Origin of the sequence: Vibrio crassostreae 9ZC13, assembly GCF_000272045.2 — a bacterium.
Classification (GTDB): domain Bacteria; phylum Pseudomonadota; class Gammaproteobacteria; order Enterobacterales; family Vibrionaceae; genus Vibrio; species Vibrio crassostreae_C.
Map to the genome: position 1 here is coordinate 192,066 of NZ_AJYZ02000019.1, position 25,325 is coordinate 217,390.

13 protein-coding genes are annotated in these 25,325 nt (G+C 44.0%); 5 read left to right on the plus strand and 8 right to left on the minus strand.

The window, feature by feature from the left end; translation table 11 throughout:
* Positions 1–43: 43 nt before the first annotated feature.
* From A136_RS02360 to A136_RS02370, 3 genes are all read right to left on the minus strand, one after another.
* On the minus strand, positions 44–613 hold the full coding sequence (locus tag A136_RS02360) for a protein disulfide oxidoreductase (protein ID WP_017064333.1): 570 nt from the start codon (positions 611–613) through the stop codon (positions 44–46).
* Positions 614–616: 3 nt separating this feature from the next.
* Positions 617–2,680 (minus strand): protein-disulfide reductase DsbD family protein, encoded by a 2,064-nt coding sequence (locus A136_RS02365; protein WP_032546833.1) that lies wholly within the window; start codon positions 2,678–2,680, stop codon positions 617–619.
* A 921-nt stretch (positions 2,681–3,601) separates the two neighbouring features.
* Positions 3,602–3,850: a hypothetical protein gene (locus tag A136_RS02370; RefSeq protein ID WP_017062732.1), complete on the minus strand. Its 249-nt coding sequence runs from the start codon at positions 3,848–3,850 to the stop codon at positions 3,602–3,604.
* Positions 3,851–4,101: 251 nt separating this feature from the next.
* Between A136_RS02370 and A136_RS02375 the strand changes: the two genes are divergently transcribed.
* Positions 4,102–5,706, plus strand: coding sequence for a mechanosensitive ion channel family protein (locus tag A136_RS02375; RefSeq protein WP_017064335.1), 1,605 nt, complete (start codon positions 4,102–4,104; stop codon positions 5,704–5,706).
* 204 nt (positions 5,707–5,910) lie between these two features.
* A complete protein-coding gene (locus A136_RS02380) occupies positions 5,911–6,744 on the plus strand; it encodes a RecX family transcriptional regulator (protein ID WP_029235207.1) in 834 nt (277 codons plus the stop codon).
* Positions 6,745–7,018: 274 nt separating this feature from the next.
* On the opposite strand, the gene A136_RS02385 is transcribed toward A136_RS02380, so the two are convergent.
* The 5 genes from A136_RS02385 to A136_RS02405 form a co-directional block, all read right to left on the minus strand.
* Entirely contained in the window at positions 7,019–7,228 is a 210-nt protein-coding gene (locus tag A136_RS02385; RefSeq protein ID WP_017064337.1) for a hypothetical protein, read from the minus strand.
* A 96-nt stretch (positions 7,229–7,324) separates the two neighbouring features.
* The gene (locus A136_RS02390) at positions 7,325–8,122 is read right to left on the minus strand and encodes a hypothetical protein (RefSeq protein WP_017064338.1); all 798 of its coding nucleotides are present in this window, start codon (positions 8,120–8,122) and stop codon (positions 7,325–7,327) included.
* A gap of 225 nt (positions 8,123–8,347) precedes the next feature.
* Positions 8,348–8,827 carry a hypothetical protein gene (locus A136_RS02395; RefSeq protein ID WP_017064339.1) on the minus strand — a complete coding sequence of 160 codons (480 nt, stop codon included), beginning with the start codon at positions 8,825–8,827 and terminating at the stop codon, positions 8,348–8,350.
* A 262-nt stretch (positions 8,828–9,089) separates the two neighbouring features.
* The gene (locus A136_RS02400; protein ID WP_017064340.1) at positions 9,090–10,007 is read right to left on the minus strand and encodes an alpha/beta hydrolase; all 918 of its coding nucleotides are present in this window, start codon (positions 10,005–10,007) and stop codon (positions 9,090–9,092) included.
* Between the two features lie 521 nt (positions 10,008–10,528).
* On the minus strand, positions 10,529–12,376 hold the full coding sequence (locus A136_RS02405; RefSeq protein ID WP_017064341.1) for a M3 family metallopeptidase: 1,848 nt from the start codon (positions 12,374–12,376) through the stop codon (positions 10,529–10,531).
* A gap of 249 nt (positions 12,377–12,625) precedes the next feature.
* Here A136_RS02405 and A136_RS02410 point away from each other — a divergent pair, with 249 nt between their 5' ends.
* From A136_RS02410 to A136_RS02420, 3 genes are read left to right on the plus strand one after another with little or no spacing between them, the layout of a single operon-like run.
* A complete protein-coding gene (locus A136_RS02410; RefSeq protein ID WP_017064342.1) occupies positions 12,626–21,802 on the plus strand; it encodes an RTX toxin in 9,177 nt (3,058 codons plus the stop codon).
* Positions 21,803–21,835: 33 nt separating this feature from the next.
* Complete coding sequence (locus A136_RS02415) at positions 21,836–23,995, plus strand: type I secretion system permease/ATPase (RefSeq protein ID WP_017064343.1); 2,160 nt, start codon at positions 21,836–21,838, stop codon at positions 23,993–23,995.
* The gene (locus A136_RS02420; protein WP_017059471.1) at positions 23,988–25,313 is read left to right on the plus strand and encodes an HlyD family type I secretion periplasmic adaptor subunit; all 1,326 of its coding nucleotides are present in this window, start codon (positions 23,988–23,990) and stop codon (positions 25,311–25,313) included. Before A136_RS02415 ends, A136_RS02420 begins: the two co-directional genes overlap by 8 nt.
* The last annotated feature ends 12 nt before the right edge of the window (positions 25,314–25,325 follow it).

Genomic DNA, 25,325 nt, shown 5'->3' on the forward strand with positions numbered 1-25,325 from the left:
GGTTTATTTACTTAGCTTTGCTCTGTTTTTCTTTGTGAGCGATTTAGGCAAAGTAGGTTCTTAACCACAGGCCGATAGGGGATGTAACGCCGGTTGCGATACTGCTAATCTTTCCATCTTTGATGATGACAATACTTGGCGTGACATTAACGCCCCAACTTCTGCTGATTGACCCAGAAAGATCATTGATAACAGGGAAGTCATACTCTTTTGCATCCAAGTAGCGCTGGACACGTTCGTCTGGACCAGACGATAGAGCGACCGAAACCACCTGATGGGAATCACTGAAGCTATTAACCGTCGGGCTTACAAATTTGCAGGCACCACACCAAGTCGCCCAAAAATAGACAATGACTGGCTTACCATTTTTGCTTAGCTCGATAACATCAATATCTTCGCCTTGGAGCGATTGACCCACAATTGGAATCGCATCGCCCTGAGGCATGCTTCTGCTGTGATAAAAGTCCATGGCAAATGAAACCACGCCAACGATCAATATCATTGAAACCAGTTCCTTTCCCCACTTCTTAAGACGACTTGGCTTTTTGGCCTCACCCTTTACAGCGTCGTCTTCAATCGTGCTAGATTTATCTTCATTGTTGGGAGTCTTCATCAGTTATCTCGCAGCGTCGATGGCTTGAACGACAGTGTCACTGTTGAGAATGACAGGCAGTGGAATACCGCTTTTATAGCTCGGGCCGTAGACGATATTAAATGGCACACCAAATCGCCCATTACTTTGTAAGTATTGAGTGACACTTTCACTTGGTGTTGTCCAATCACCTTTCATCAAAACAATGTCTTCTTGCTGTAGGTGACTGTAGACAGGGTCTTGAAGGATGACGCCGATCTTGTTGGCTTTACAAGTGATACACCAATCAGCAGTCACATCAACAAACACCGTTTTGCCTTCATCAACGAGCTGAGGGATTTGCTTCGCATCCAGCTTTTGCCAAGCGAGATCGTCAACAATCGGAGTCGCCCAGTTATCAGCGGTGACACTACCGACGATCAATGCAGCACCAAACACCAAGGTTGTGGTTGCGACGATAGGAATAAGCACCTTGCGACCCAACTTACGGCCAATCCAAATCAATACTGAAATCACGATAAATAGCGACAGCAGGATAGTTGGGAATTTACCAATGAATGGGCTAAGGAGGCTTGTTAGCCATAGGCTGGTAATGAACATCATTAAGCCAAATACCAGCTTAACTTTGAACATCCACGCCCCAGGCTTTGGAAGCAATTTGGTTAGGCTTGGGAATAGCGCAAAGATCAACCAAGGCGCACTCATACCGATACCAAGCGTGATGAAGATAGCCCATAACTCTTGGTAGCTTGCTCCAAGTGCATACGCGACAGCGGTTCCTAGGAATGGCGCGCTACACGGCGTTGCTAACAGCGTTGCAAACATGCCTTGAACAAAGTGGCCTGAATGTGAGTCATCGCCTTTGGTTGCCATCCAGGTGTTTAAACCTGATGGTAGTCTGAATTCGAATAACCCAAGCAGGTTAATCGAAAACAGCAAAGTGATGATCAGCATGAACCCGATGAACCAAACATTTTGGAACTGGATTCCCCAGCCAATTGCATTACCACCCATTTTTAGAGCGGTCATACCTAGGGCTAACAGCGCAAATGATGTAATGACACCTGACGCAGAAGCTAAGAATGAGAGTCGAATATGACGATTAGATGCACCTTGGTTTTGAATGATGCTGTTTAATTTCATTCCTAAGACTGGCAACACACATGGCATGATGTTGAGGATCAAACCACCAATTAAAGCGAAGCCTATCATCGCCAAAAAGCCGTTGTTGCTTGTTTGGTAAGCGATCGGTTCTGAGCCAACTTTGGCCGTCATCTCTTCGGCGAAATTAGTGTCTGAAACGGTGACACTCACGTTATGGTCCGTTAAGTCGACTTCACCTATCCAGTTGCTCACATCAAATACGGCCGTCATTGTATTGTCTGTGATGTGGACGCTTGGTTGAGAGAAGAAGTCATCAATCACTTCTTGCCCGTCAATCAACACCATCGGCTTATCCCAGCCATTTTTACTTGTCAGCTGAGTAACCAGTTGCTGCTTGCTCTTGTCCCAAAATAGACCATTGACTGAAGTGCGATTAGCTTCTCGTGGAGATTGGCTCATGCCTTGGTTGAACAAGAACATCGCTTCTTCATCGAGCGCTAAAGTTTGTGGGTCAATCGGCAGTTCGATATCGTAATCGGTTAACACACAGATATTGGTACACGACGGAAAGGTAAACGATGCCCTGAATATCGCAGGCTTCGTGTTGTCTTTCAGGGATAAAGTGACAGGAAAGCTGACATGTTTTTTGTAGCCTAACGTCATGACGTCAAGCTGCTCGTAGTATTTAGGTATCGGCCAGTGCCACTCTACTGACTCAATGTTTGTTGAACCAGACCAGTCCCAGCTTGGCGGAATGCCACCTTCGCCTGGGCTGCGCCAATAGGTTTTCCAGTCGCCGTCGAGCACGACATCGAGCACGGTTTGGATCTTAGAGCCGTCATCCGACTGTTCACCCGTCGACATCATTCGCATTTTAACAGGCGGATGCTCAGGCACACTAAGCCAGCCCGTTGTCTGTGCCAAGGCGGTAAATGACGTCATAACCAAAAGGGCAGTGACTAAGGTTTTCGCGCATGTACGCATAGAGAATGCCAATGAATCGACAAACTTAGTTAGTAGTGTGTTGTACACAAATGTATCTCCAAAAAATAAATAAAAGGGTGTAGTAGCCCGGTTATTTACTCTCTAAATATACAGTGCTTTAGATGCAATCGGTGTTTTGTCGGTCGAGTAGAGCGATGATTGTCTCTAGATAATCTCGAGATGTGAGGAGGTAAGTTAAACGCAACAGCAATAATAAGTACGAATGGGATAAGCCAGCCGGTTTTTGGGGCGGCAAAGGTCAGCATTTTCGAACTTAGGCTGCATGAATTTGAATTGGGGGACGTTAACATTTTTGAGGCTTCTAAGCCGAAAACGCTGGCGTATAGAGCAGCCATTTTTTCTGAAGAAGCGATGTTGGTTTGGGGATTACTGGTTTCTGTATGAGTTTGTGTGCCAACTAGGACTGATTGGCCATTAGCGGATGCAGATAACGATACTTTCTTGACGGCCAGAGTGCTCGCCAGACAAGTTACGATAACCAGTCCGGTAAGGAAGAGCGCCCAAAGCGAATGCTTTTGTCGGCGGTTCTGTGTGGATAAGAAAAGTAGCGATGTGTTCAGCAAATTAGTCAGTAATCAAATCTGTTAGTCGTTAAAGCAAGCTCATTGAATTGTGGTTAGCTTAGATAAGTTCTCTTCGTGCCACAAGTCATAAAATGGTTAAAGTGAAACTATGTATAAATGCGGGAAACGGCAGATACACGATAAAAGACGCATAAACACCAATTCACGCGAATACGACATTGAGCTGTAGCTAAAGTTCACAACAACTGAAAGTTATCGCTAATTATTCTGTATTGAGTGGTTTATTAACTATCAGGACGGGACAGGCGATACAAAAAAGCCCAACAGATCGTCAGTGAACGTGTTGGGCTTTAATCATTGGTGCTATTGGAAAGGCTTAGTGAGTGCGGCGAGGGCCGTTACGTACCAAGTCTTTACCGTTATCAAACACCTCTTTGGTGATCCAGCGAGCAAGCAGAACTTTATGGCTGCTATTGAATACAGCAACGAAGTGACGACCATCTGAATTATTGGTTGCCATGCCTACACCTTCAACGCCTTCAAGGCCTAAACCGCCAGCTTCCACTGAAATTAGGAATTGCTCTAGTTCTTCTAGAGACTCAATAATATCAAGTTCGTTGTTCATTTTTATGCTCTCTTGCTGTGAGCCAACATCGTATTTAGGGCGCTTTAGTGCTGTGCTCGAATGAAGATATTGGCTGTTGTTCTTTGTTGGATGCGTACTCTACAGGTCATAAGAGGGGATTGGAACTCTCAAATATTAGAAGCAGGCTGATAATTTGCGAATTTTTAACATAACATACGTTTAAATGCTTGTTATCTATATTCTTTTTACTACTATTTATAGGGTCAATTTAGACAGTGATAGGAATTAATATGATGAAGGTTTGGCGTTGTCTATTGTTAATGTTGGCGTTTGTCGCATTTGGAAGTTATGCGCAGAGCGTTGAGAAAATCGCAGAAGTACAAGATCAGTTAATGCTCGATCTAGCAACATTAGAAACGGCGCATGATGCTGAAAAACCCTTTCTTGAAGATATCTTAAGGCGTAAGAACCAGGGCCTACGCGAAGAGATTTTTTCACAGCTATCGTCAGATAAAAAAGAGGGGCTGGATGTCACTCTTGCTCAGCAGGTCGAACTGCTACAAAAATTGCTGTCGTTGAATGAAACTAAAATCGTTTCAATGAGTAAAGAAAACCGTTCAGCTGAAGGTGACGCTAAAAAACGCCTTGAATTGCGTATTCAAAAACGAATCGGAATGATGGATGTCTATTATCAGCAGCTTGCTAAGACCTTAAATTGGTCGAAAGAGCGTGGTGTTGATGTTGCTGTTCCTGAAGGTGAGCTCAAAACGGCACTTGTTTCTCGTTCTCAATATCTTACTAATGCAATTCTATACACGGATACACAACGTCAAGATTTAGAACGCCGGTTATCTTATGTAAGTGAAGAAGAGAAAGCGACGATTAAAACGGAGCTTGAACGCTTCAGTGAGCGAACTAGCGTTATGGTCGCGAGCTTAGAAGAAACCATCACGCTAATGGAACCGTTTGGCGTGGATGTGACTTCGTACAAACGTGTTTTGCTAGCGACGACAGGTGACATTAACGCCGATGTGTTGGATGTTGATGTTGCACTGGAGCTGTTGGATGGTTGGCTTCGTTCGTTCAGTTCATGGGCTTTTGAAAATACCCCTTCTTTTATCGTTAAACTTGCTCTGTTTCTCGGTATTTTGTATGTAACTCGCCTTATTGCTAACGTGGCTCGCAAAACCGTTCGTAAGAGTGTTTCGCACTCTAAAATGGACTTCAGTGTATTGATGCAGGACTTCTTTGTATCCATCGCATCTAAAGCGGTCGTGTTTATTGGTTTGCTTATCGCACTGTCTCAAATAGGGATAGAGCTAGCACCTCTTCTTACTGGTTTCGGTGTAGCCGGTGTCATCATTGGTTTCGCATTGCAAGACACACTATCTAACTTTGCATCGGGTTTGATGATCTTGATCTACCGTCCTTATGACGTCGGTGACATGGTTAAAGTGGCAGGCGTGCAAGGCACGGTAAAAGACATGAGCTTAGTATCGACGACTGTTCAAACCATTGATAACCAACGCTTGGTGATCCCAAACAACAAGATTTGGGGTGACGTGATCAACAACATCACGGCAGAACGTGTAAGACGTGTTGATATGGTTTTCGGTATTGGTTATTCAGATGATATCGATAAAGCGAAAGCGGTATTGAACGACATCATTCTTGCACACCCTCTAGTGTTGAAAAAACCAGAGCATATGATCAAGCTTCATACCTTGAATACGTCTTCTGTTGATTTCGTAGTTCGACCTTGGGTTAAGACTGATGACTATTGGGATGTGTACTGGGATGTAACGGAAACCGTGAAGAAACGCTTCGATGAAGAAGGCATCACGATTCCATTCCCTCAACGAGATGTACATATTTACAATCACGAAGAGAACTAAACGAAAGATCTAGTATGAAAAGCTATTACGAAAAAGCTAAGCATGGCTTAGAGCCATCATTCTTAATGTGATATCAAATGGACGCTGAACAAGCGTCCATTTTTATTGGCTGCCGCTTATGTTGAGCTTCATTCTTTTATGCCACTCAACCACCTTAGAATTACGTTATGATGGGGTAGGCTTAATCTGGAAAGTTGAAATCGAATGGACGATTCACAGCAAAAAACGAATACTAGAAATACAACGGTAAGAAAAGCGACGCGAATTGAAAGTGTTATGAACTCTGCGATGTGGCATTTAACTCAGAGAGACATGACGGAAAGCGAGTTAGTGGCGAAGCTCAAAGTGAAAACCGACAATCAAGAATGGATCGATGAAACTCTAGGGACATTGAAAGGCTTCGGGTATCTCAAGTCTGACCAAGTGTTTGCAGAACAATTCGTGGAACAAGCTTTCTCTGGTGAATTCGGTTCTCGATACATTGTCGAAAAACTGAAGAAGAAGGGGCTGACCGATTCAGTGATTTCTGATGCAATCCATAAAGTGTCGTTCGAAAAGTCTATTGATGAACAAACCATCTTGATAGACCGAATCAACCACTACTATTCAAGCTTTACCATGAGCCGTGAAAAGCTGGTTGCGACACTGCAAAAGCGTGGCTTTAGCTATCAACAAGTTAAGGTAGCGATTGACCAGCACCCACAAGCGCATCAACTGAAAAGTAACATTCAAATTAAGGCCGAGAAAGCCGATTTGGAAAAAGAGGTGCTCAAGTATGCTCGTAAAGGCAAGGGCCTGACCGCCATTCAGCAAGAACTTAGACAACGACAAATCGACACAAGTGAGCTGTCATCGCTCATCGACCGATTGATTAATGAAGAGCAGCTAGATTTCTATTCTTCGTGTTTAGAACAGTTGCAGAAGAAGCCTTATGACCTAAACGATCATAAAGAACGCTCTAAGGCTTACGCGATGCTAAGTCGAAAGGGGTTCTCTTCTGACGAGATCAAATTTGCATTGAGTGAAGGTAACGAATAACTAAGCCGGAAAAATTTCCTATTGTAGTATGTTGGTTTGTCCTAAGTAACTATTGGACATTTCTGTGTCAGTGGTTTTGCTAAATTAGCTATTCATAAATAACTACAGGTATGGAAAGTCACTAACTTGGTGCCATGCGTGAATAGACCAGTTCAAGGCGCAATGCCCCTCGACCATCATCGAATAATTTACTTAATAAAGTGGCTTCGAGCTTGTTCAACACTCGGGATTTAACGCTGGCTGCGCAACGCTTAATCCTTATTAGTTATATAAATCACCCGGGTAAATTTAGAGAAATATCAAATAACTTAGAATCCATTTCCTCAAGTTTATCTAGGTGCATTTTGCTGTGTGAGTGCTCTTTAGTCCAGTTAAGCTCTTCTTTAATCTCTGCGATGTCGGACTTAATTTCAAATAAAGCTTCAAGAATTCCCTCATTTAGAGATACTAATTGTTGTAGATATTGATTTGTTTCTTCATTCATTATAATTCTCCATTTTCATCATTTATATAACGCTCGCATTTGCAGCTGGTGTGGAGCGCAGCGGAAAACCAGTCCGACAACATGCGCTTGTTAACACTATAGCAATGCTGAAAGACCAGCTATGAATGGGGTCAATACTGTTATGTGTGCAGATACATTCTGCATAAAGTCTTTATACGCGGCAGGAAAAGTACCATTTTCATGGCTAAGAGCAAGAGCTTGCGTACTGTCTAGCAGCTCTTGCTTTACGGCGTCATCCAAGTCTGTCGAATTTATTGCAGAAATTATCTCAGAAAATACTTCAGGCTCATTATAAGTCTGATTAACCGATGCAGTAGCGCTATCAGAATTTATATTTATGCTTGAAGAAGATATTCCAGAGACATTGATCGTTGTATTTTCTTTACTCATGACTTCAATTCCATTCTCTAATTTATACAAATCACTAGCTTTCAAAATATTTAGAGTTCCTCGTATTGCTGAAAGTAGCTTTTCCTGACGTTTAAATAGGTGGAACATTTGGTCGACGGACCAAAGTTTAACATCATGCAACTTGCAGATTTCAACTGCCGTATCGGGAACCTTTTCATCATAATTTCCATTCACCCTGCCTTCGTCAAAGCCCTCTACAATTGAAGTTAGCGTCGGGAAGCGACTGAAGTCGTAATTTATCTCAGCGAGAGTTCCTGCCATATACATAGCCATATCCCTACCATCGCAATATAGTGCTTCAACTTTATGCCTATCATGATCAGGGACGCGATGAACAAACTTGAAGTCCTCTTGATTCTTCAAGTGACTCCAATCTTTATTGTTGGCTGAAAACTCTTTAGCAAAAGAAAGTAATCTTGATATATGAGGGCTAACTTCTTCTAGGTCTTTTCTGACTTCCACTCGGACTCCAATAATTTAAAGGTGTAGCCCAATTAACGTGTGAGCAGCGCATACACTGAACTTAACCACTGCATCGTAAACACTAAACCCAACTCGAAGTGAGAGCGCCAAGCGTTGCGAATCACTGTTGTTTACTTAATAAAGTGGCTTCGGGCTTGTTCAACACTCGGGATTTAGTGTTGGCTGCGCAACACCTTAATCCTTATTTGTTAGTACTCTCTGTCGCTACTGAGAAATATGGTTGATACAATTTTCGTAAGTCGTAACAATTCTCTTAGATACTACTTGTGGATTACAGCCTGGATATTGATTAACAGCAAGCCCTTCTGTTAATAGCAAATCTGCTTGTTGAGAGAACAATTCATTCAATGTGTAATCCTGTTTTACTAAGGTTCTAGCATTGATAACTTTAAGCTCTTCACCATTAAGCTCATAATGTTTATGTGCTGAAAACTGTCTTCCTTTGAAGGTTAGTGCTTGATCTAAAGAAATAACAAGTTCTTTACTTCCATCATTATATGAAAAGTGATTTACAGATGTATTGTTTTTTGCCATTGATAAGGCACAAAATGATTGACCTTTTGATGTCTGCGCTAATAGAACTTTATTTGTTCTTCCACCGACTCTCTCTTCCGTTAAAACTTGAGTCCTAGCATGGACACCAGATGAAAGAAGAGCAACACCAATTAGCATATATTTTAACATTTAAACCTCTAAGAAAATCATAACGTATCATGCCATTTTAAATGAAAATGCAACTAAATTTCTGGATGTTAGGTTAAATTTGCCAACAAAGTCATATAGTTAATTGACTTTGTTTAAGGCATGAACGATTCGGGAGTACTAACGCCCGCTTAAGGGGCTGACAACGCTACTACCAAGTTTCCGCATAACACCGTAAACACAAAAACCAACGCATAATAAAAATGCCACGCGTTGGAAGTCCCTCTTGAAGCGTTTGTTATGTTTAATTTTTGAGCGTTTCTGCAATGTTCCTAATACAACGCCTTGCAGACTCACTTACACCCGAAAGTTGATAGAAACCATGTATTACACCTAGGTAACGTTCACAATAAGCGTCAACTCCTTGGGAAAGAAGCAACCTGTACAACTGCTCTCCTTCATCTCGCAGTGGGTCATATTCGGCTGTGATAATCATCGTTGGCGGTAAACCTTGAAAATCTTTTCTTGCTAATAGATTGAGTTCTGTTTCACTGACTAACCGCTCTGATTCACCCGCATAAAGCTGAAAACCTGACAGCAACATTTGAGCGGTAATAATAAAATCTGTACCGTTTTTCTGATAACTATCAGACGCGCCCAAGGGATCGACCATTGGATATATTAGGACTTGTTTTTCAGGTAGCCACAGCTTTTTATTTTTCAAGCGAAGTGCTGTAGCAAGAGCTAATTGTGCGCCAGCACTATCACCGACAAAAAACACATGTTCAGTATCACCGCCATATTTATGACCATGCTCTTTGATACCCAACGTGGTCTGAAAAACATCATCATGAGCTGATGGATATGTATGTTCTGGTGCTAATCTGTACTTAATGCAAACCACTATAGTCTCTGATAGATGAGCTAACTGCCTCAGTTGTGCTTCATGCGTTTCAAAACCACCACTAATGAAACAACCACCATGAAAGTAAATCGTGATTGGCAAATTAGCTTTATCGCTTGGCTTATAAACTTTGATTTGAATACCATCCAGCTCATCAACAAACTCATCGGCCATTTCAGGGCTAGAGCCAGCTAAAACTGTACTTGATAGATAACCAGCCCGACGATCAGAAATAGTTTGTTTTGATGGACAGGGTTTCCCACAAGAAATGAACTCTTCAACGAGTTCTTTAATGCCGCGCTCTAGATAGTTGCTCATATTTAATTCTTCGAATGTGTTCAAAGCTCGAGATGATAGCCGAACACATTAAACTGTATATAAAAACAGTGGAAATTTGTGATGCTGATTAAACATAACATTTTAATATCGTGCAGGCACGAATTCACACTTTCAGCATATCCGAAATTCATTGCTTAACCAACTGAAAAATAAGCACATAATACAGTATAAATCCGATTTTCAGGTGCAAACCGTGCAAACACACATAGCTTCCTATTCAAGGCACGTTATCACTGAAGAACTTCCATTTAGTTACCGACTATTCAATAGCTTAGAAACACTTAAACAACGTATTCGTGCGTAGCTGTGATTGAAGATCAGTCTCTAGTGGTCTAGTGGGTTAGAAATTTGGGGACAAAGTTAGAACTCTAGGCATGAGGAAAAGTAAGGCAAGTTCCTGAGTTTGAAACAGAGTTCACCCCCTCTCTGGCTCACTTTGGGGCAAAAATGAGTTATGTCACTACTCATTTTTGCCTTTTTCATTAGCATTAAAACTCAATCTATCGACCGTATTGCTCAATAATAAAGTGCTCAAAATCATCACACATTTGGTCATTCGACTTTGCATTATTCGCTAATTCAGTTGCTCCATCAACGATCGATACCTTCGCATTCAAATCCGCGACTGGTGCACGTTCTCTTGTCGACAGCTGTTTGATTTTTTGCTCCTCAATCGCCCAAGCCTCCTCTGGCGATAAGTTACACTCGTCAGCGAGATATTTGGCATTAAAACCTTCCCCAGTCAGGCTTTCGATTGTACCGTTATGGTTCACGCTATTGCCTTTATGCCAATAGTGTTTCGCCAACAAAGGCCCGATCTCTGGGTTATCTGTTAAGTAACCAAACTTGTCGGTGAAATAAGCTCGTGTTTGATACACCGCCATATGAGCCAATAGATAACCTTGGTATGAGCAAGATGCTTCATCAGACAATAAGTGAGGGATCGCCATTAGTGGACGAGGGCTGCAAGACAATCCAAGAATTGCCTTTTCACTGCTACGAGCAAGTGCCGTGATTTTTTCAGGCGTGAGGTCTTCATCAGCTAATTCGTACAGGGCTCGCTCGAAATATGGAACCACAAGAATGCTGCGTTCTTGGTAAGCTCGGAAGGGCTGTTTATTGTCGATGATGGCTTTAATTAGATCATCTGGCACAGGTTGCCCGTCCGCATTTAGAGCGTACTGTTTTAGCCAGTCAGCGTCATTTAACAAGCTGTCGCAGAACATGGATTGTGTTTCAGCATAAGCCATCGAAGTCGGCGCAAACTCTTGAGAGAAACAAGGGGCGTTCATTTTTACATTAGCAAAATGCGCCGCGTGACCACCTTCGTGAAATAGTGTGTTAATCCCATCATAGCCACTGCCTATTTGATCGGGCTTAGCGTTGCTAGTGAAATTAACTTGGGCCGCAACCCAAGCATCTTGGTCATAGAAAGAAGGGATAGGGCCATGGCAGAAGCCATTAGGGTATTTTCCTTTGCGATCAAGTAAATCGAGTTTCAATGTCGCTTGAGAGTATTCAATGTTGAGGCGACCAAAAGACTCTATCCAGCGTCTTAATGATTTTGAGAACGGAACATACGGGTCAAGATCATTCATAACGTCACCTGCAAAAGAGTAGGTAAAGTTATGGGCTTGAAGTGCATTCTCGCCTTTCTGCTCTGCCAAATTGGCTAGGCTTTGTTGATGGCTATCACGCGTGCGTGCTTCGAAGTCATCCAGAATCGTAAACAGTTGTTCTGTCGTCATCTGTTCGGTTTTTACCACCGAGTAATCAAAGAAGGTTTTAAACCCCAGTGATTGAGCAAATTGGTTACGTTTTTTGATCAGCTCAATAAAGCCGTTAACCAGCAGCCATTGCTCTAAATCTAATAATGCTTGATGTGCAGAAAGCCTAACTTGTTCATTACCATTACTTCTAACGGCTGAACCTAAAACGGGCAGCGATCCTTCTGTTTCATCACCTGTTTCATTTACGTAAGTCATTACATGATTCTGTTTTTTCTCAAACAGTTCAGCCTCAAACTTTATGAGATCGGATTTAAGCTTCTGTGACTGCTCAGACTCAATAGCGTGAGATCTAAAGGTCGCCAACCAACCATTCAAGCCTGTTAGTGTACTCTCTTTTTCGAGAGGATCTTGAATTTTATCGATAGCAGCAAGTTGCGTTTCGATAGCAGTAATCTGTTCGGCAGCGCTTAGAAATTCAGTCCACTGAGTCTGTGCGAGTGTCGAACCATCGTGGTCGTCACTGATACCCATATATGTATCCCAAAAGAAGTCTTCTTTCGCTTTATGAGTCGCAAGATACTTTTGATTCAATTGGTTGAGATAGTTCGTTGCAGTCATGACATTCCTTGAAATTTAACCAGTAATTTCAACATTATGACACATTCATTGAATGTATTTTGTGACGATAGATATAACTGAATGCAGTCACAGCCTATCGGTTTACTTTACAGCGTATTAGTGATAATTAACTGTTAATGGTTTGTTATTTGCTAGTATTAACTAAAGAGAGTGTGCTGATTTCTCCGGCTTTTTATTGAGTAAATTGATGTTCTCAAGGTCAGCGTTTTTGTAAGGAAGAGGTTTAGGATGGATCCTATTTTATATATCGAAGTTGGTGGTGTTGTGTGGCAAGTATTCCCTGATGGGACTTGGCTTCAATTACCTGCTACGCAGCCAAAAGTTGAAGGCGTGCAAGTCGTCAGCATTGAACCTCAGAATTTACAAGAGGCTCAGCCCCTAACCGAACCACAAATCGCCGCAGTTGAACAACAGTTGGAAAAGGTGGTCACCGAACTCGTCAACAACATTGAAAGCGCACCTCAACAGCCTAACTCAGTAAATGACCAACCTAGTTCCAGCGCCTCATTTATTGTTTATGTTCGTTCCACCTTAGATGAAACGCTCGCTGAGGCGGGTTTTGATACGCGTCCTGCAGAATATGCCGACGAAGATACAACCTCGAATGAGGGTAACCTTGATATTCTGTTACCTAGTGCACTATTAACCGTTGATATTTTGGATGGTGGAGACGGTTACGAAAATCAGTTTGAAGTACCAAGTGTCACGATTACGGGCACGGCAGTGGATGTTCGAGACGGGCGTACCGTTGTTCTGACCATCACTGATGTTAACGGAAACACAGTAACCACCACAGCCATCACAAGCGATGAAACGTATGTCGTCAATGGCGTCGACCTCTCTTCATTGGAGGAGGGGGATCTTCAAGTCGATGCTGTCATTGCTGATGATTTTGGCAATAGCATTGCAGCTAACGATTCCACAATCAAAGACACATTAGCCAACATTGAGGTTGACTTCGATGGCTTTGGTGATGAGTTTTACAATCAATTTGAAATATCGAATGGGGTGCTAGTTGGTACGATTGCCAATGTAGAAGATGGGCAAACCATCAACATTTCAATTACCGATAGCCAAGGAACGATACAAGAATACACAACGGAAGTATCCGGCGGAACTTGGACTCTGACTCTTCAAGACTACTCAAGCTTTGCAGAAGGTGAGCTAACCGTTGTTGCCAATACTATCGATATTGCTGGAAACCCTACAACAGCGACCGACACGATCGTGAAAGATACGCTAGCGGACATCACCGCTGCGGTTGATGATGGTGGCGACGGTGTCCTCAATAGCTTCGAAATTCAGTCGGCTAAATTCTTTGGTACGGTACAGAACGTAGAAGATGGCCAAACGGTCAATATTCGTATTTCTGACAGCACAACGAATGTCATTGTTCTGACGGCAACTGTGATTGATGGTGCTTGGTCAGTTGAAGGCGTGGATCTAACCAGCTTTTCCGATGGTGGCATTCAAATTGAGGCTGATACTGTTGACGTTGCCGGTAACCCTGCTTCTGCAATAAATAGCGCAGGGCAAATTGTTATTGATACTGTTTCGCCTGTTATAGACATTGATACGCTAGACGGTTTTAGTATTTTGGCATTTCGTGGCGGCCAACTTACAACCATGCAAGGCACAACCAATGTTGCCGAAGGTCTTCCTGTTTATATTGAAGTTAATGATGGCTCTCAGACTCTTGTGTTTGAGGGTGTTGTTGATGCATCAGGTAATTGGGTTGTTGAAAATATAGATGTCTCGTCCCTAAACTTGGCGTCAGAATGGACGGTTGATGCCAAAGTTTTCAATACGGTAGGCAATCAAGCTATCGATGATATGCCAAGCATTATACTGCCCGAGTCGGTTGTGTTCTCAGAAACTGTTGTCGGGATTTTTGGAAATCAAACTCAGACCTCTGATATTCGCATCGATTATGCGGACTTCTCTTTTAGCGATGATCAAAGCATCGCAGAGTCACTAACTTCTCAAACCCTATCGATAACCGTTGCTGTATCGGCTGATAAACAAAGCCTAATTGGCACACGAAGCGATGGGCAAAAAGTATTCGATGCGTCAATTTCCGGCAGCAACGTAAATATCAATTTTTATAAGGCGATTGATCAGGAAGCTGGGTTAGATTCAATTCTGACGGCTCTGCTCATCGAAGGTTTGCAAACCGATGCTGATGGTACAACGGAGTTAGTGATAGGACGTTTACCTATTGTCATCAAAGATACTGAACCTCTGGTTTTTGATGAGTCTTATCAAATGATCGAGGGTGAGATTGCGTCAGGGAACGTGTTGAATAACGACATCGATTTGGATACTCAACTTACGATAAAAAGTGTTGAAGTTGATGGTACGACCAAGACGATTGTTGGTGGCTCTCCGGTTTCATTTGCTACTAGCGAAGGCACCTTGACCGTATTTGCGAATGGCCACTGGACGTTCGTCGCCAACAGGAATTTGGACCACACAGTTGATCAGAACATCACCTTCAACTATGTTGCTGGCGACATCAGTAATGATTTCGGAAACGGCACTGCGGTCATTGATATTTTTGATGGTGATGCAGGGCTAGTTGTTGATGGGACAACGACCAGCTCTGAAGGTGATGTGTCTGATGGAATTCAAACTGTAGTCGGCCAGTTTACCGTTTCCGCTGGATCAGATAATCCAGATCCCGCTTCTATTGTATTTAATGCTAATACTCTGGTGCAGTTAGACGCCTTGGGCTTGACGACCGGAGATGAGAACTTTCCTCTAACCTACACGTTAGCGAATGATGGTAAAACGATTACCGCACAAGCAAATGGTGAAACGATATTCACGCTAACGTTGAGTGCAGTCGCTAGTGGTATCGATGTTCTAGCAGATGTCACATTAGTGTTAGAACAGTCTATCAACCACCTGTTCAGCAACGACTCCATCACCCTGCCACTTATTATTGATGGAACGGATTTAGATGGCACTTCTTTAAAACAAGGGCAATTCGACTGGATCATCCAGGATGGAGCCGACCCAATATTAACTTCAACTAGCAATGCTGCTGTGGACGAATCAGATCTTATTCACGGCAGTGTTTCAGATACTGGCACTTTCAATCTCAACGTCGGAAGTGACTTTGTTGAGTCTGTATTTTTTGATGTTGGAGATCAGCCGCAGTTGTTTAGTGGGGGTGTACAGATCATCTATGTGGTCTCTGCAGACGGAAATGAACTTATTGGTTATGTCGGCTCTGAAAGTGCTGAAAATAAAGCGTTCACCTTGAGCTTTACCTCTCTGTCAGGTGAGATCGATACTGATGTTACTTACACCTTTGAACTATTCAAGGGCCTCGACCAAACGAATGGAACCGACCAAATTCCTTTTGTCATCACAGCAAAAGATGATGACAACGATGAAACTCAATTAACCTTGAACGTCTCGATTACGGATGGTGGGGAGCCTACGATTGGCTCTGGCATGGTCGAGTTGAGTGAAAACCCTGTTGCTGATACAACCCCGTCTGGTGTTGGAACAACAGCGAGTGCAAGCTTAGCCGTGAGTGCGGGCAACGATCCACTCGTGTTCTTGGGGTTAGATGTGACAACTGGCCAAGCCGTTCTTGATAGTGACGGTGAGGCGGTGACACGTAATGGTGAAGCATTGTCTTGGCGAGATAATGGGGATGGAACGTTTGATGCGGTATTGTCGAATGGCGATGCTGTTTTCCAAGTGAGACTTCCTGAAGATTTTAGCTTAGAAGCCAATGGTTCCACGAATGTCACGGTTGAGATTGATTTGTACCAGTCAATAGACCACGGAACCGGTGTGAAGGACACAGAGCTGTCGATTCCAGCCTCAATCGTCACCATCGATTCAGACGGTTCACGAGATACACAAGAATCTGATATTAAGATTTACGATGGTGCAAACCCTAAAATTACTGTTATCGGAAGCATTTCTGTTGATGAAGACGGTCTGCTTGGAGACAGCGAACAGGTTGGTGTTGAAGATTCTAGCCCTTCGTTAGGAATAATCGAAGGTTCCGATGATGTTGTCTCTGTGACGGTCGACACCGCTGCGTTTGATGCACTTTCATATTCGAGTGCAGGGAAAGACATTTCACTGCAAGCTGTCGATTCTGATGGTTGGTATTACGGTCAAGATTCTGATGGAAACAATATATTTAGGATTCGTTTTAATACTGACGGGACAACAGAGCTCGACCTTTATGCACCTCTCGATCACGCCAATGCTGATGGAGAGAATAATCTAGCCCTCAATTTTGAATTGGTGGTCAACGATGCGGACGGCGATAGCTCTGATCCGGCAATTTATTCTGTCAACGTAACAGATGCTGTCCCAGTTGCGCGTTCAGGGGCAATTGAAATGGTTGAGGGTGATGACCTTAATGGACAATTTCTAACAGAAAAATTCGCAGGTGCCGATGGCGCAACCATTGTAAGTTTTGACTATCGCGGTACTACCTATACCTTTGATAACGCAGGCACTCCTATCACGATTAATCTAATTAATGATTATGATGGTGGGTCTACTTACGGTCAGTTTACGCTTTCTTCAGATGGTAGCTACCAGCTGACTACAAATCCCAATGTATCAACAAACCCTGCAGATCCTAAGATCGTCGATGACATCGATTATCTGGTGCGAGATGCGGACGGTGATAAAGTTACCAGTACTGCTGAGCTTATTCTGGATGATAACGAAGGTTTTATTCGTTATGAAGATTCTGAAACCACAGAAGACAATGACGCGATTATCGTTGTAAGTGTGGCAACCGGCGATGTCGACCAAAGCGAAACCGTTACTGCTATCGAGTTCTCAGAAGCATCGCTAAACGGTGGTAGCTTGTACCTTGATGGGGTGTTGCTTCAAGTTGTAGACGGCAAGGTCACCTTGTCTGGAAGTCAATTGGCAGCGATTGATAGTCAGTTCACTGGGCCTAATGGACAGTTGACTTATCGTCCCGCGCTTCATGAATCCAATACCACCTCAACGGTTATCCTAGCGATCAACGCAATCATTAGCACTGATACGGATCCTAAAGAACTGACGGCTGATGTTGCAGTGTCTGTTTTACCGGTGGCTGATGCACCGGATTGGTCGGCTTCCGTATTCTCCTATCATTCAGTAGAAGATGACTCAGACCCAGTCAGTTTGGACATAACAGCTCAGCTGGTGGATCAAGATACGTCAGAAACATTGAGCTACCAGATTAGTGGGATTCCTGACGGCTTGAATTTGACGTTAAATGGCAACGCAGTCAAAGAAGGGAAATCTTACACACAGGCTCAGATTGATAAAATGGAAATCAGGGCTGACGACAACCTAGCGGGTCGCTTTGAGTTTGAGATTACTGCGGTTGCAACAGAGTCTGGCAATTCATTCGCTGACCCAGATGATAAAACGGCAAGTATTGTACATACCGTTACTGTCGATATTTCACCTGATGCTGATACTCCTCATGTGTCTGTTAAAGACTACAAGGGACTAGAGGATGAAGCTATTTACCTCAAAGACGTTATTGAAGGCGCTTTGGCGGACACCGATGGTTCTGAATCGTTAACTTATATTATCCAAGTTCAAGATGGCTGGTCTGTTGAAGGTGATGGTACCGCAAAGATAGGCAATAATTCCTATTCAGTCACTGCCGAAGCTATCGCCAATGGTGTTGCTTATATTCAGCCTAAAGAAGACATCAGTTCCTTTACTGAAGATCTGTCAATAGACGTAACAGCAATAGCGACTGAGTCGACGATCGATTCACTTATTCCTATCAATGGGCAAGCGTCAAGTGATACAAAAACCATCAATATCTTTTTGAAAGGTGTTGTGGATGAACCTATCGCGGTAGACGGTGGTAATGGTCATTGGCAATACGACAGTGACAGTAAAGTCATCAGCAACCAATCGGTCTTGAATGAAGATGGGTTAATACAGCTCGACTTCCTCATACAGACGACGGATGACGATGCTTCAGAAGAGATCAACATACTGCTTACTAACATTCCTGAAGGCACTTTGCTGGTGGATGCGTTGGGTGAACCAGTATCGCTGACGATTGCGTATGTTGATGATGTGACAGGGCCCGTATTCCAAGTCTCTAACGCTCAACTGGATGATCTGTATCTCAAGCCAGTTCTTGATTTTAGTGGTGAATTAGAACTCACCGTTATTGCTATCTCAACTGAGCCCGATGGTGATTCGGGCGAGTTTCCTATGACACTTAAAGTAGAGCTAGCGCCGGTCGTTGATCAAGAAGACGGTCAAGTGGTCAGTACTCAAGGCATCGAAGACAGTCAAATCGGCCTGAACCTTGAACCTTCAGTGAATCAGGATATTGATGGCAGCGAATCCTTGACGGGATATGTCATTGATAGCCTACCTGCAGATCTCACTCTTTATTTTGATGGGAGTGTTATTCAGGTCCCAGCTTCAGGCTTAGATTTGGATACTCTACTGGACTCAACAACGCCAACGCTTTCGGATCTTCTAAGCAGCGGCAGGCTTTCTGTTACAGCGACAGAAGATTTAAGCGGAACATTCTCAATTCCTATCACCTATGAAGTCACGGATACCTCTCCAACTGGTGCAACGGATATTAAAGATATTACCGGATCCATTAGCGTGACTGTCGATGCTCGTGTCGAGCTAGATACTCGATTAGAAGGCTCTACAGAGCTGTTACAGAGTACAGATGGCTCGCCTGTTGATATCTCTAACGCCGTGACGTTCGTCGACGCGGATATCGATGGGTCAGAGTACCTAGATTATATTTTGATCGAGATTCCCGACGGCTATTCGTTGATTGTTGAGCACCCTAATGGTGCTGCGCAAGATAGCTCTGGGAATTGGCTCATATCGGCGGATGGGCTAACGAGTGACTCTTTCCAAGAGCTCGCAGCGTACATTTTAGATAATGCGACGATTTCCAGCCCAAGTGATACTCCGGTACTGGATATTGTGGTTCGTGCTCGTGTGATTGATGGTGAAGATGCGAGATATATTGATGCGACTTTCCCGCTGCAAATTACTGGTCATGACGGCGGTGGCGGTTCTTGTGACCCTGTTGGCCCACCAAGCCCGATTCAACCCGATGGCGAAATTAAAACACCTGAAGGGGAAGATATTGATCTCACTGGCTTGCTAAACACCGATGTTGGCAGTGATCCAGACAATGAAATCTCTTTCTATATTCCTGCCGATTCACTTCCTGAAGGCGTTGAGATCTCCGGTGATGGTGTGATTGCTGAATACGATGCTTCTGGTGAGATCGTCGGTTATTCAATCACTGCAGATGGACTTTCGAAACTAACGTTAACGGGCTTGGATGAAGATTTTGCAGGGTGTATTGACTTCACCATAGAGACAATTGAGACCTCACCATGTAGCGGTGATACGGTGACGACGGCCCAAACCATTAGTATCCAAGTTCTGCCTGTGGTCGATGACATTACGGTTGAAGCCGACTCCACAACCATTCAAGAAGACATCGCGACAGACCTTAACCTTGAACTGGTTCTTGGTGATAGCGTTGAAGACGGTCAGTTAATCACGGGTGAAGGCAATAGTGCTACTGGCAAGGAGACAGTTAACTCTCTGACCATCACAGTATCAAATGGTGTAACACTATCGGAGAGTCCTGCTGATACTGGCTTGTTGGTTGATAACGGCAATGGTACTTGGACGGTAACGGATCCTAGCCGCTTGAGTGATGTGTTGGTAACACCACCTGAACATTACAGCGGCGATATCACCTTCACGGTAACTGCAAATATTACCGATGAAGCGGATTGTGTCGTTGAAACGGATACGCAAGATAAAACGACCGTAGTCACGATCACCGTTGAGCCAGTCGCTGATGCGGCGAACTTGGTGACAGAGGATATAGTCGGCGACGAGGATAACTACATTTCATTGTCATCACTTAGCGCAGAGCTCATTGACCAAGATGGTTCTGAAAACATGTCGCTTTCGTTAAAGGGAGTTCCTGAAGGCGCAGTTGTCGCGATTAAAATCGGAGACAACTATGAGTTGGTTCCAAACAATGGTGCTGATGGCGGTACCTTCGATGGAAACCCTACCTATGAGTGGCAGTTAGATCCAAGTCAGTTATCTAATCTAGTCATTCTGCCACCAAGAGACTTTAGTGGTGACATTAATCTGTCTCTAGAGGCGATTACTCAAGAAATTGGTACGACGGATATCCGTTATACACAATCTGAATTTACTGTAGGTGTTAACCCTATAGGTGACAAAGTTGAGTTCTTCGATTTACCTGAACAGCTCACTGGAAGTGAAGATGATGGCATCGTGATTCCTCTTGATGCCAATAGCTTTGAAACTAACAGTGATGAGTTTTTAGCAATTACGGTAACAGTGAATGGAACTTCGGACCCATCAGGGTTAGTTGGGTTAGACCGAATTCGAATTGGATCAGAAACCAGTTCTTTCACCAGTGTTGGTGGCATCATACAGGCGACGATCCTCGTTAAAGCAAGTTCTGTTGATGAGCTCGAATTCTTTGCAGGCGATGCGTTTGGAAACCTCGATATTACGATTACCGGCCGAACGGTTGATCAAAATACGGTACTCGGTGAGTTAGTGGTCGACACGGGTGACCCGAGCTCGCAAGACATGACGCTTATTATCACACCAGAGCCTGATGCACCGTTATTGAGCGTTGAATATTCTTCGATCGTGGCAGAAGCAAGTGGCACGATTCCTCTTGGTTTAGACCTTTCTCTTGTAAACCCTGCTGATTCAGAAGTGGGCTTCATTACAATTCATGATATTCCCGCAGGTTTGACGTTCTCACACGGCTCTATGGTCTATGGTCAATATGTGGTGGACTTGGCAGATGTGCCTAACCTAGCGATTACCGGGGGCTACAACAGTGGTGATCAATTTGACCTAACGATAGAGCCGTCTGCAGAGATAGGCAATAACCAAGCGGTCGGGTTACCCCAAACCGTATCGATTGAGTTTGTCGCTGAAGGGGATTCTACGATTACCGCGACAGATGATAACGATCTGTTGATTGGCGGTATAGGCTCTGACAATTTTGTGTTCGCATCTTCAGGCTTAGGGAGTGCAGAAGCACCAAGCTACGATGTGATTCAAGATTTTGATGCGTCTCCAGACACTGATGCAATTGACCTCTCGGGTATTTTGGGAAGCCTAGGGCTTAATACAGGGCTAGGGGCAACACAATATCTAGATTTAGAAGAATCTGGTGAAGGTGTGACCATTTCTATTAAACCTAATGGTGACGAAGACGTTCAACAAAACATCTTGCTAGCTGATGTCACGTACGACGATCTGTATCAAGGTGACAGTAGCAGTGCATTAGAAGCACAAATTTTACAAAAAATGATAGAAGACAATAATTTAACGCTGTAAGTTGGATGTACAGTCTATAAAAGGAAGTTTAGATTGGTAGAACAAAAAGACAGCTGGCTAGCTTGTGTTGAGTGGTTGTGTGAGCATTTTAATATTCGCAGTCACCCTTCCAAAATAGTGTCTGGCCTACCTTTAAATGAAGGCAGGCTCAATGAATCCCTTTTTCCAAGAGCGATTGAGAAATCGGGGTTAACGCTGAGCCACGTTAAAAAAGAATTACTGACTCAATGTCAGTTCCCTGTTGTTGCTGTTGAGTCCGCGACAGGGTCTCCTCTTGTCGTAACCCAAAGCTCCGTTGGCGACTTTCAAGTATTGAATTGTGAATCCAACTTAAGCCAACAAATTCTCCTTAAAGACTTAGTCATTAAAGTGGATGCATTTGTTTGGCAAGTGGGTGCTCAAGCGCTTGATGACGCCCGTGTTCAGGCACATGAGCGCAATGACAGTAAATCCAACACCCGTTGGTTGTGGCGGGTGGTCAAAGAAGTGAAGCCTTGGTATCGCGATCTGTTTATCGCTTCGTTCTTGATCAACGTGCTTGCGCTAGTGGTTCCGTTATTTACCATGAATGTGTACGACCGTGTTGTGCCAAACCAAGCGTTTAACACGCTTTGGGTATTAGCAGCAGGCGTTGGTATCGTTGTTATTTTTGATTGGGTATTGAGAAGCTCACGAAGCTCTGTGACTGATATGGCTGGGCGCTATATTGATAACAAGTTGTCTTCTCAGCTGTTCTCGAAAGTCCTTGGTATGAAGCTCGAAAATCGACCTCAATCGGTAGGCGCATTTGCCAGACAGCTTCAAGACTTCGATAGCGTGAAAGATTTCTTCACTTCTATCTCGTTAGTCACTTTAGTCGATCTGCCATTCACTTTGTTATTCCTACTGCTTATCGGCTGGCTCGGTGGCGCAATGATGTTCATACCTGTCGCGATCATGCTTGTTTTGATTGTGCTGAGCATCGCGATGAAAGGCAAGGTCGAGAAAACATTCGATGAAACCGCACGTCTCTCGACACAAAGACAAGCCCAGCTGTTTGATTGCTTAACAACCCTTCCGGATATCAAGCAAAACAATGCTGAGGGTATTACCCAGAAGCGTTGGGAACAGACGATTTCGTCGCTCTCTCAATGGCAGACTCAATCTCGTCATTACTCCAATATCGTGACGCACTCTATTCAGTCCAGTCAGCAGATCGTTACCATCACTCTGATCATCTTCGGCGTGTATCAGATCTCTGAAGGCTTGCTGAGTATGGGTGGTTTGATAGCCGTTGTGATGTTGAGTGGGCGCGCTGCAAGTTCGGTGAACCAGCTTTCTCTTCTATTGCTGAGGTTCCAGCAAACACGTTCGGCCGTTGAAGGGCTGAATCAGATTATGGAGCTACCTCAGGAAGAGTCCAAACACCAAGTTATCGACAAAGGAGACTTTGATGGTGGGGTTAGGTTAGATGAAGTGACGTTTACTTATCCAGAGACTCAAAGCCCTGCATTAAAGGAGATTTCCCTAGAGATCAAACCGGGTGAGCGAGTTGGTCTTGTCGGTGCGGCAGGCGCGGGTAAAACAACTCTACTATCGATTGTTGCGCGCCAGTATTTGCCAACAACAGGACAAGCTTTCTATCAAGAAATCGATGGGCAATTATGGCCAACCAGCGTTCTGCGTAGTGGCATGGGTTGGGTAGGGCAAACCACTAATCTTATTTTTGGCAGTGTTTACGACAACGTTACGCTTGGTGCGACCAACGTTGATGAAGAAAAGCTAAGACAAGCTCTTCAACAGTCGGGTTTGAATGGTTACATGGGGCGCCTAAGCAATGGCCTTGAAACACCTGTCGGTGAGGGTGGTCGGTTACTTTCTGGTGGTCAGCGCCAAGCCGTTGCCATTGCGAGAGCTCTGTATCGTTGTCCAAAGTTATTGATCATGGATGAGCCCACCAGCGCGCTAGATAATCAGGCCGAGATTCAGTTCTTTAATGCGCTGCAAAGTATGCCGAGAGAAACCTCAATGCTAATCAGCTCCCATAAGTCTTCATTCTTGATGATGTGTGATCGAGTGATTGTATTGGATAAAGGTCAAATCGTGGCAGAAGGTGAACCTAAAGAAATTCTCTCTTTACAGAAGAAAAGTGTACCTAAAGGTACGAGCCGGTTTAAGACGGTATCTGTGGTGAAGGGAGGTCGTCATGAGTAATGATATTCAATGGACCAACAACCACTTAGCATTCCGCTCTCGAAAGCTGATTTGGTTGAGTGCTCTACTCATTGTATCAATTATCGGTTGGGCTACGTGGGCAACATTAGAAGAAGTCGTGATCGGTGAAGGTAAAGTCGTTCCAAGTCTTTCGGTGCAAACCATTCAGAGCTTAGAAGGTGGACTGGTTCAAGAGATCATGGTGCGACAAGGCCAATCTGTAGTGAAGGGGCAACCTCTAGCTAAGTTAGAAGACACACGTTTTAAGGCGGCGTTTTTAGAGTCGGCTCAACAAGCGGATACCTTGCTTGCTCAGCAATTAAGATTAAAGGCTGAGCTGTCGACGGTCGTTTTAAATAACGATGCGAAAGAGTGGTATGAGCGAGTGGTCTTGGTGCCTCAAGATATTGCGGTTGATGTATCAAGCCACCCTGCGTTAATGAATGCCAAGGCGAACTACCGAGAACGTTTAGGACAGTTGAAGTCTGAACTGGAAGAGGCGGCACTTCGTATCGAGCAACAAGACCAAGCTCGTGTCGATACGTTTAACAATATCCAGACTCTTGAAAGCAGCCTCGAGATTGTGATTCGTGAGCGCAACATGCTGAAAGACGTGGTAGCGAGCGGTGCTGTTGCGGAAGTTGAGCTACTTAAACTCAACCGTGATGTAGTCAAACTCAAAGGTGATATTGCTAGCTCAAAAGTAGCAGCGCAGAAGCAGATAGCTGCCTACTCAGAGTCGATAGCGGATCATCGAAGTATCGCTTTAGATTTTCGTACCAAAGTGCAAGGCCAGTTGAATGAAGTGGCGAGCAAGATAGCGCAGCTGAACGAAAGCCAGCAGGCGATTGCCGACCAACTCAAGCGTACTGAAATTGTCGCGCCCGTTGATGGCACAGTCAAAGAGATCTTTGTGCGTACCATTGGTGGTGTAGTTCGTCCCGGCGAGCCGATCATTGAGATCATTCCATCAAACAGTGACCTGATTGTTGAAGCGAGAATCTCTCCGCAAGATATTGCGTTTGTTCATAACGGGTTAGGTGCAACAGTGAAATTCACGGCCTACGATTTCGTCATTTATGGCGGACTTAAAGGCGAGGTGATTTACGTGAGTGCCGACGCCTTACAAACGGAAGACGGAAACGCCTATTATCGTGCCCATATTCAGTTAAACGAAGACCAGCAACAAAACTCTGCCTTTAGCATTATCCCAGGGATGCAAGTCGCGGTCGATATATTAACCGGAGAGAAAACAGTATTGAGTTATTGGTTAAAACCTATTTTACGAGCTAAGGAAAACTCACTTCGTGAACGATGAAGTGGGTTAAAG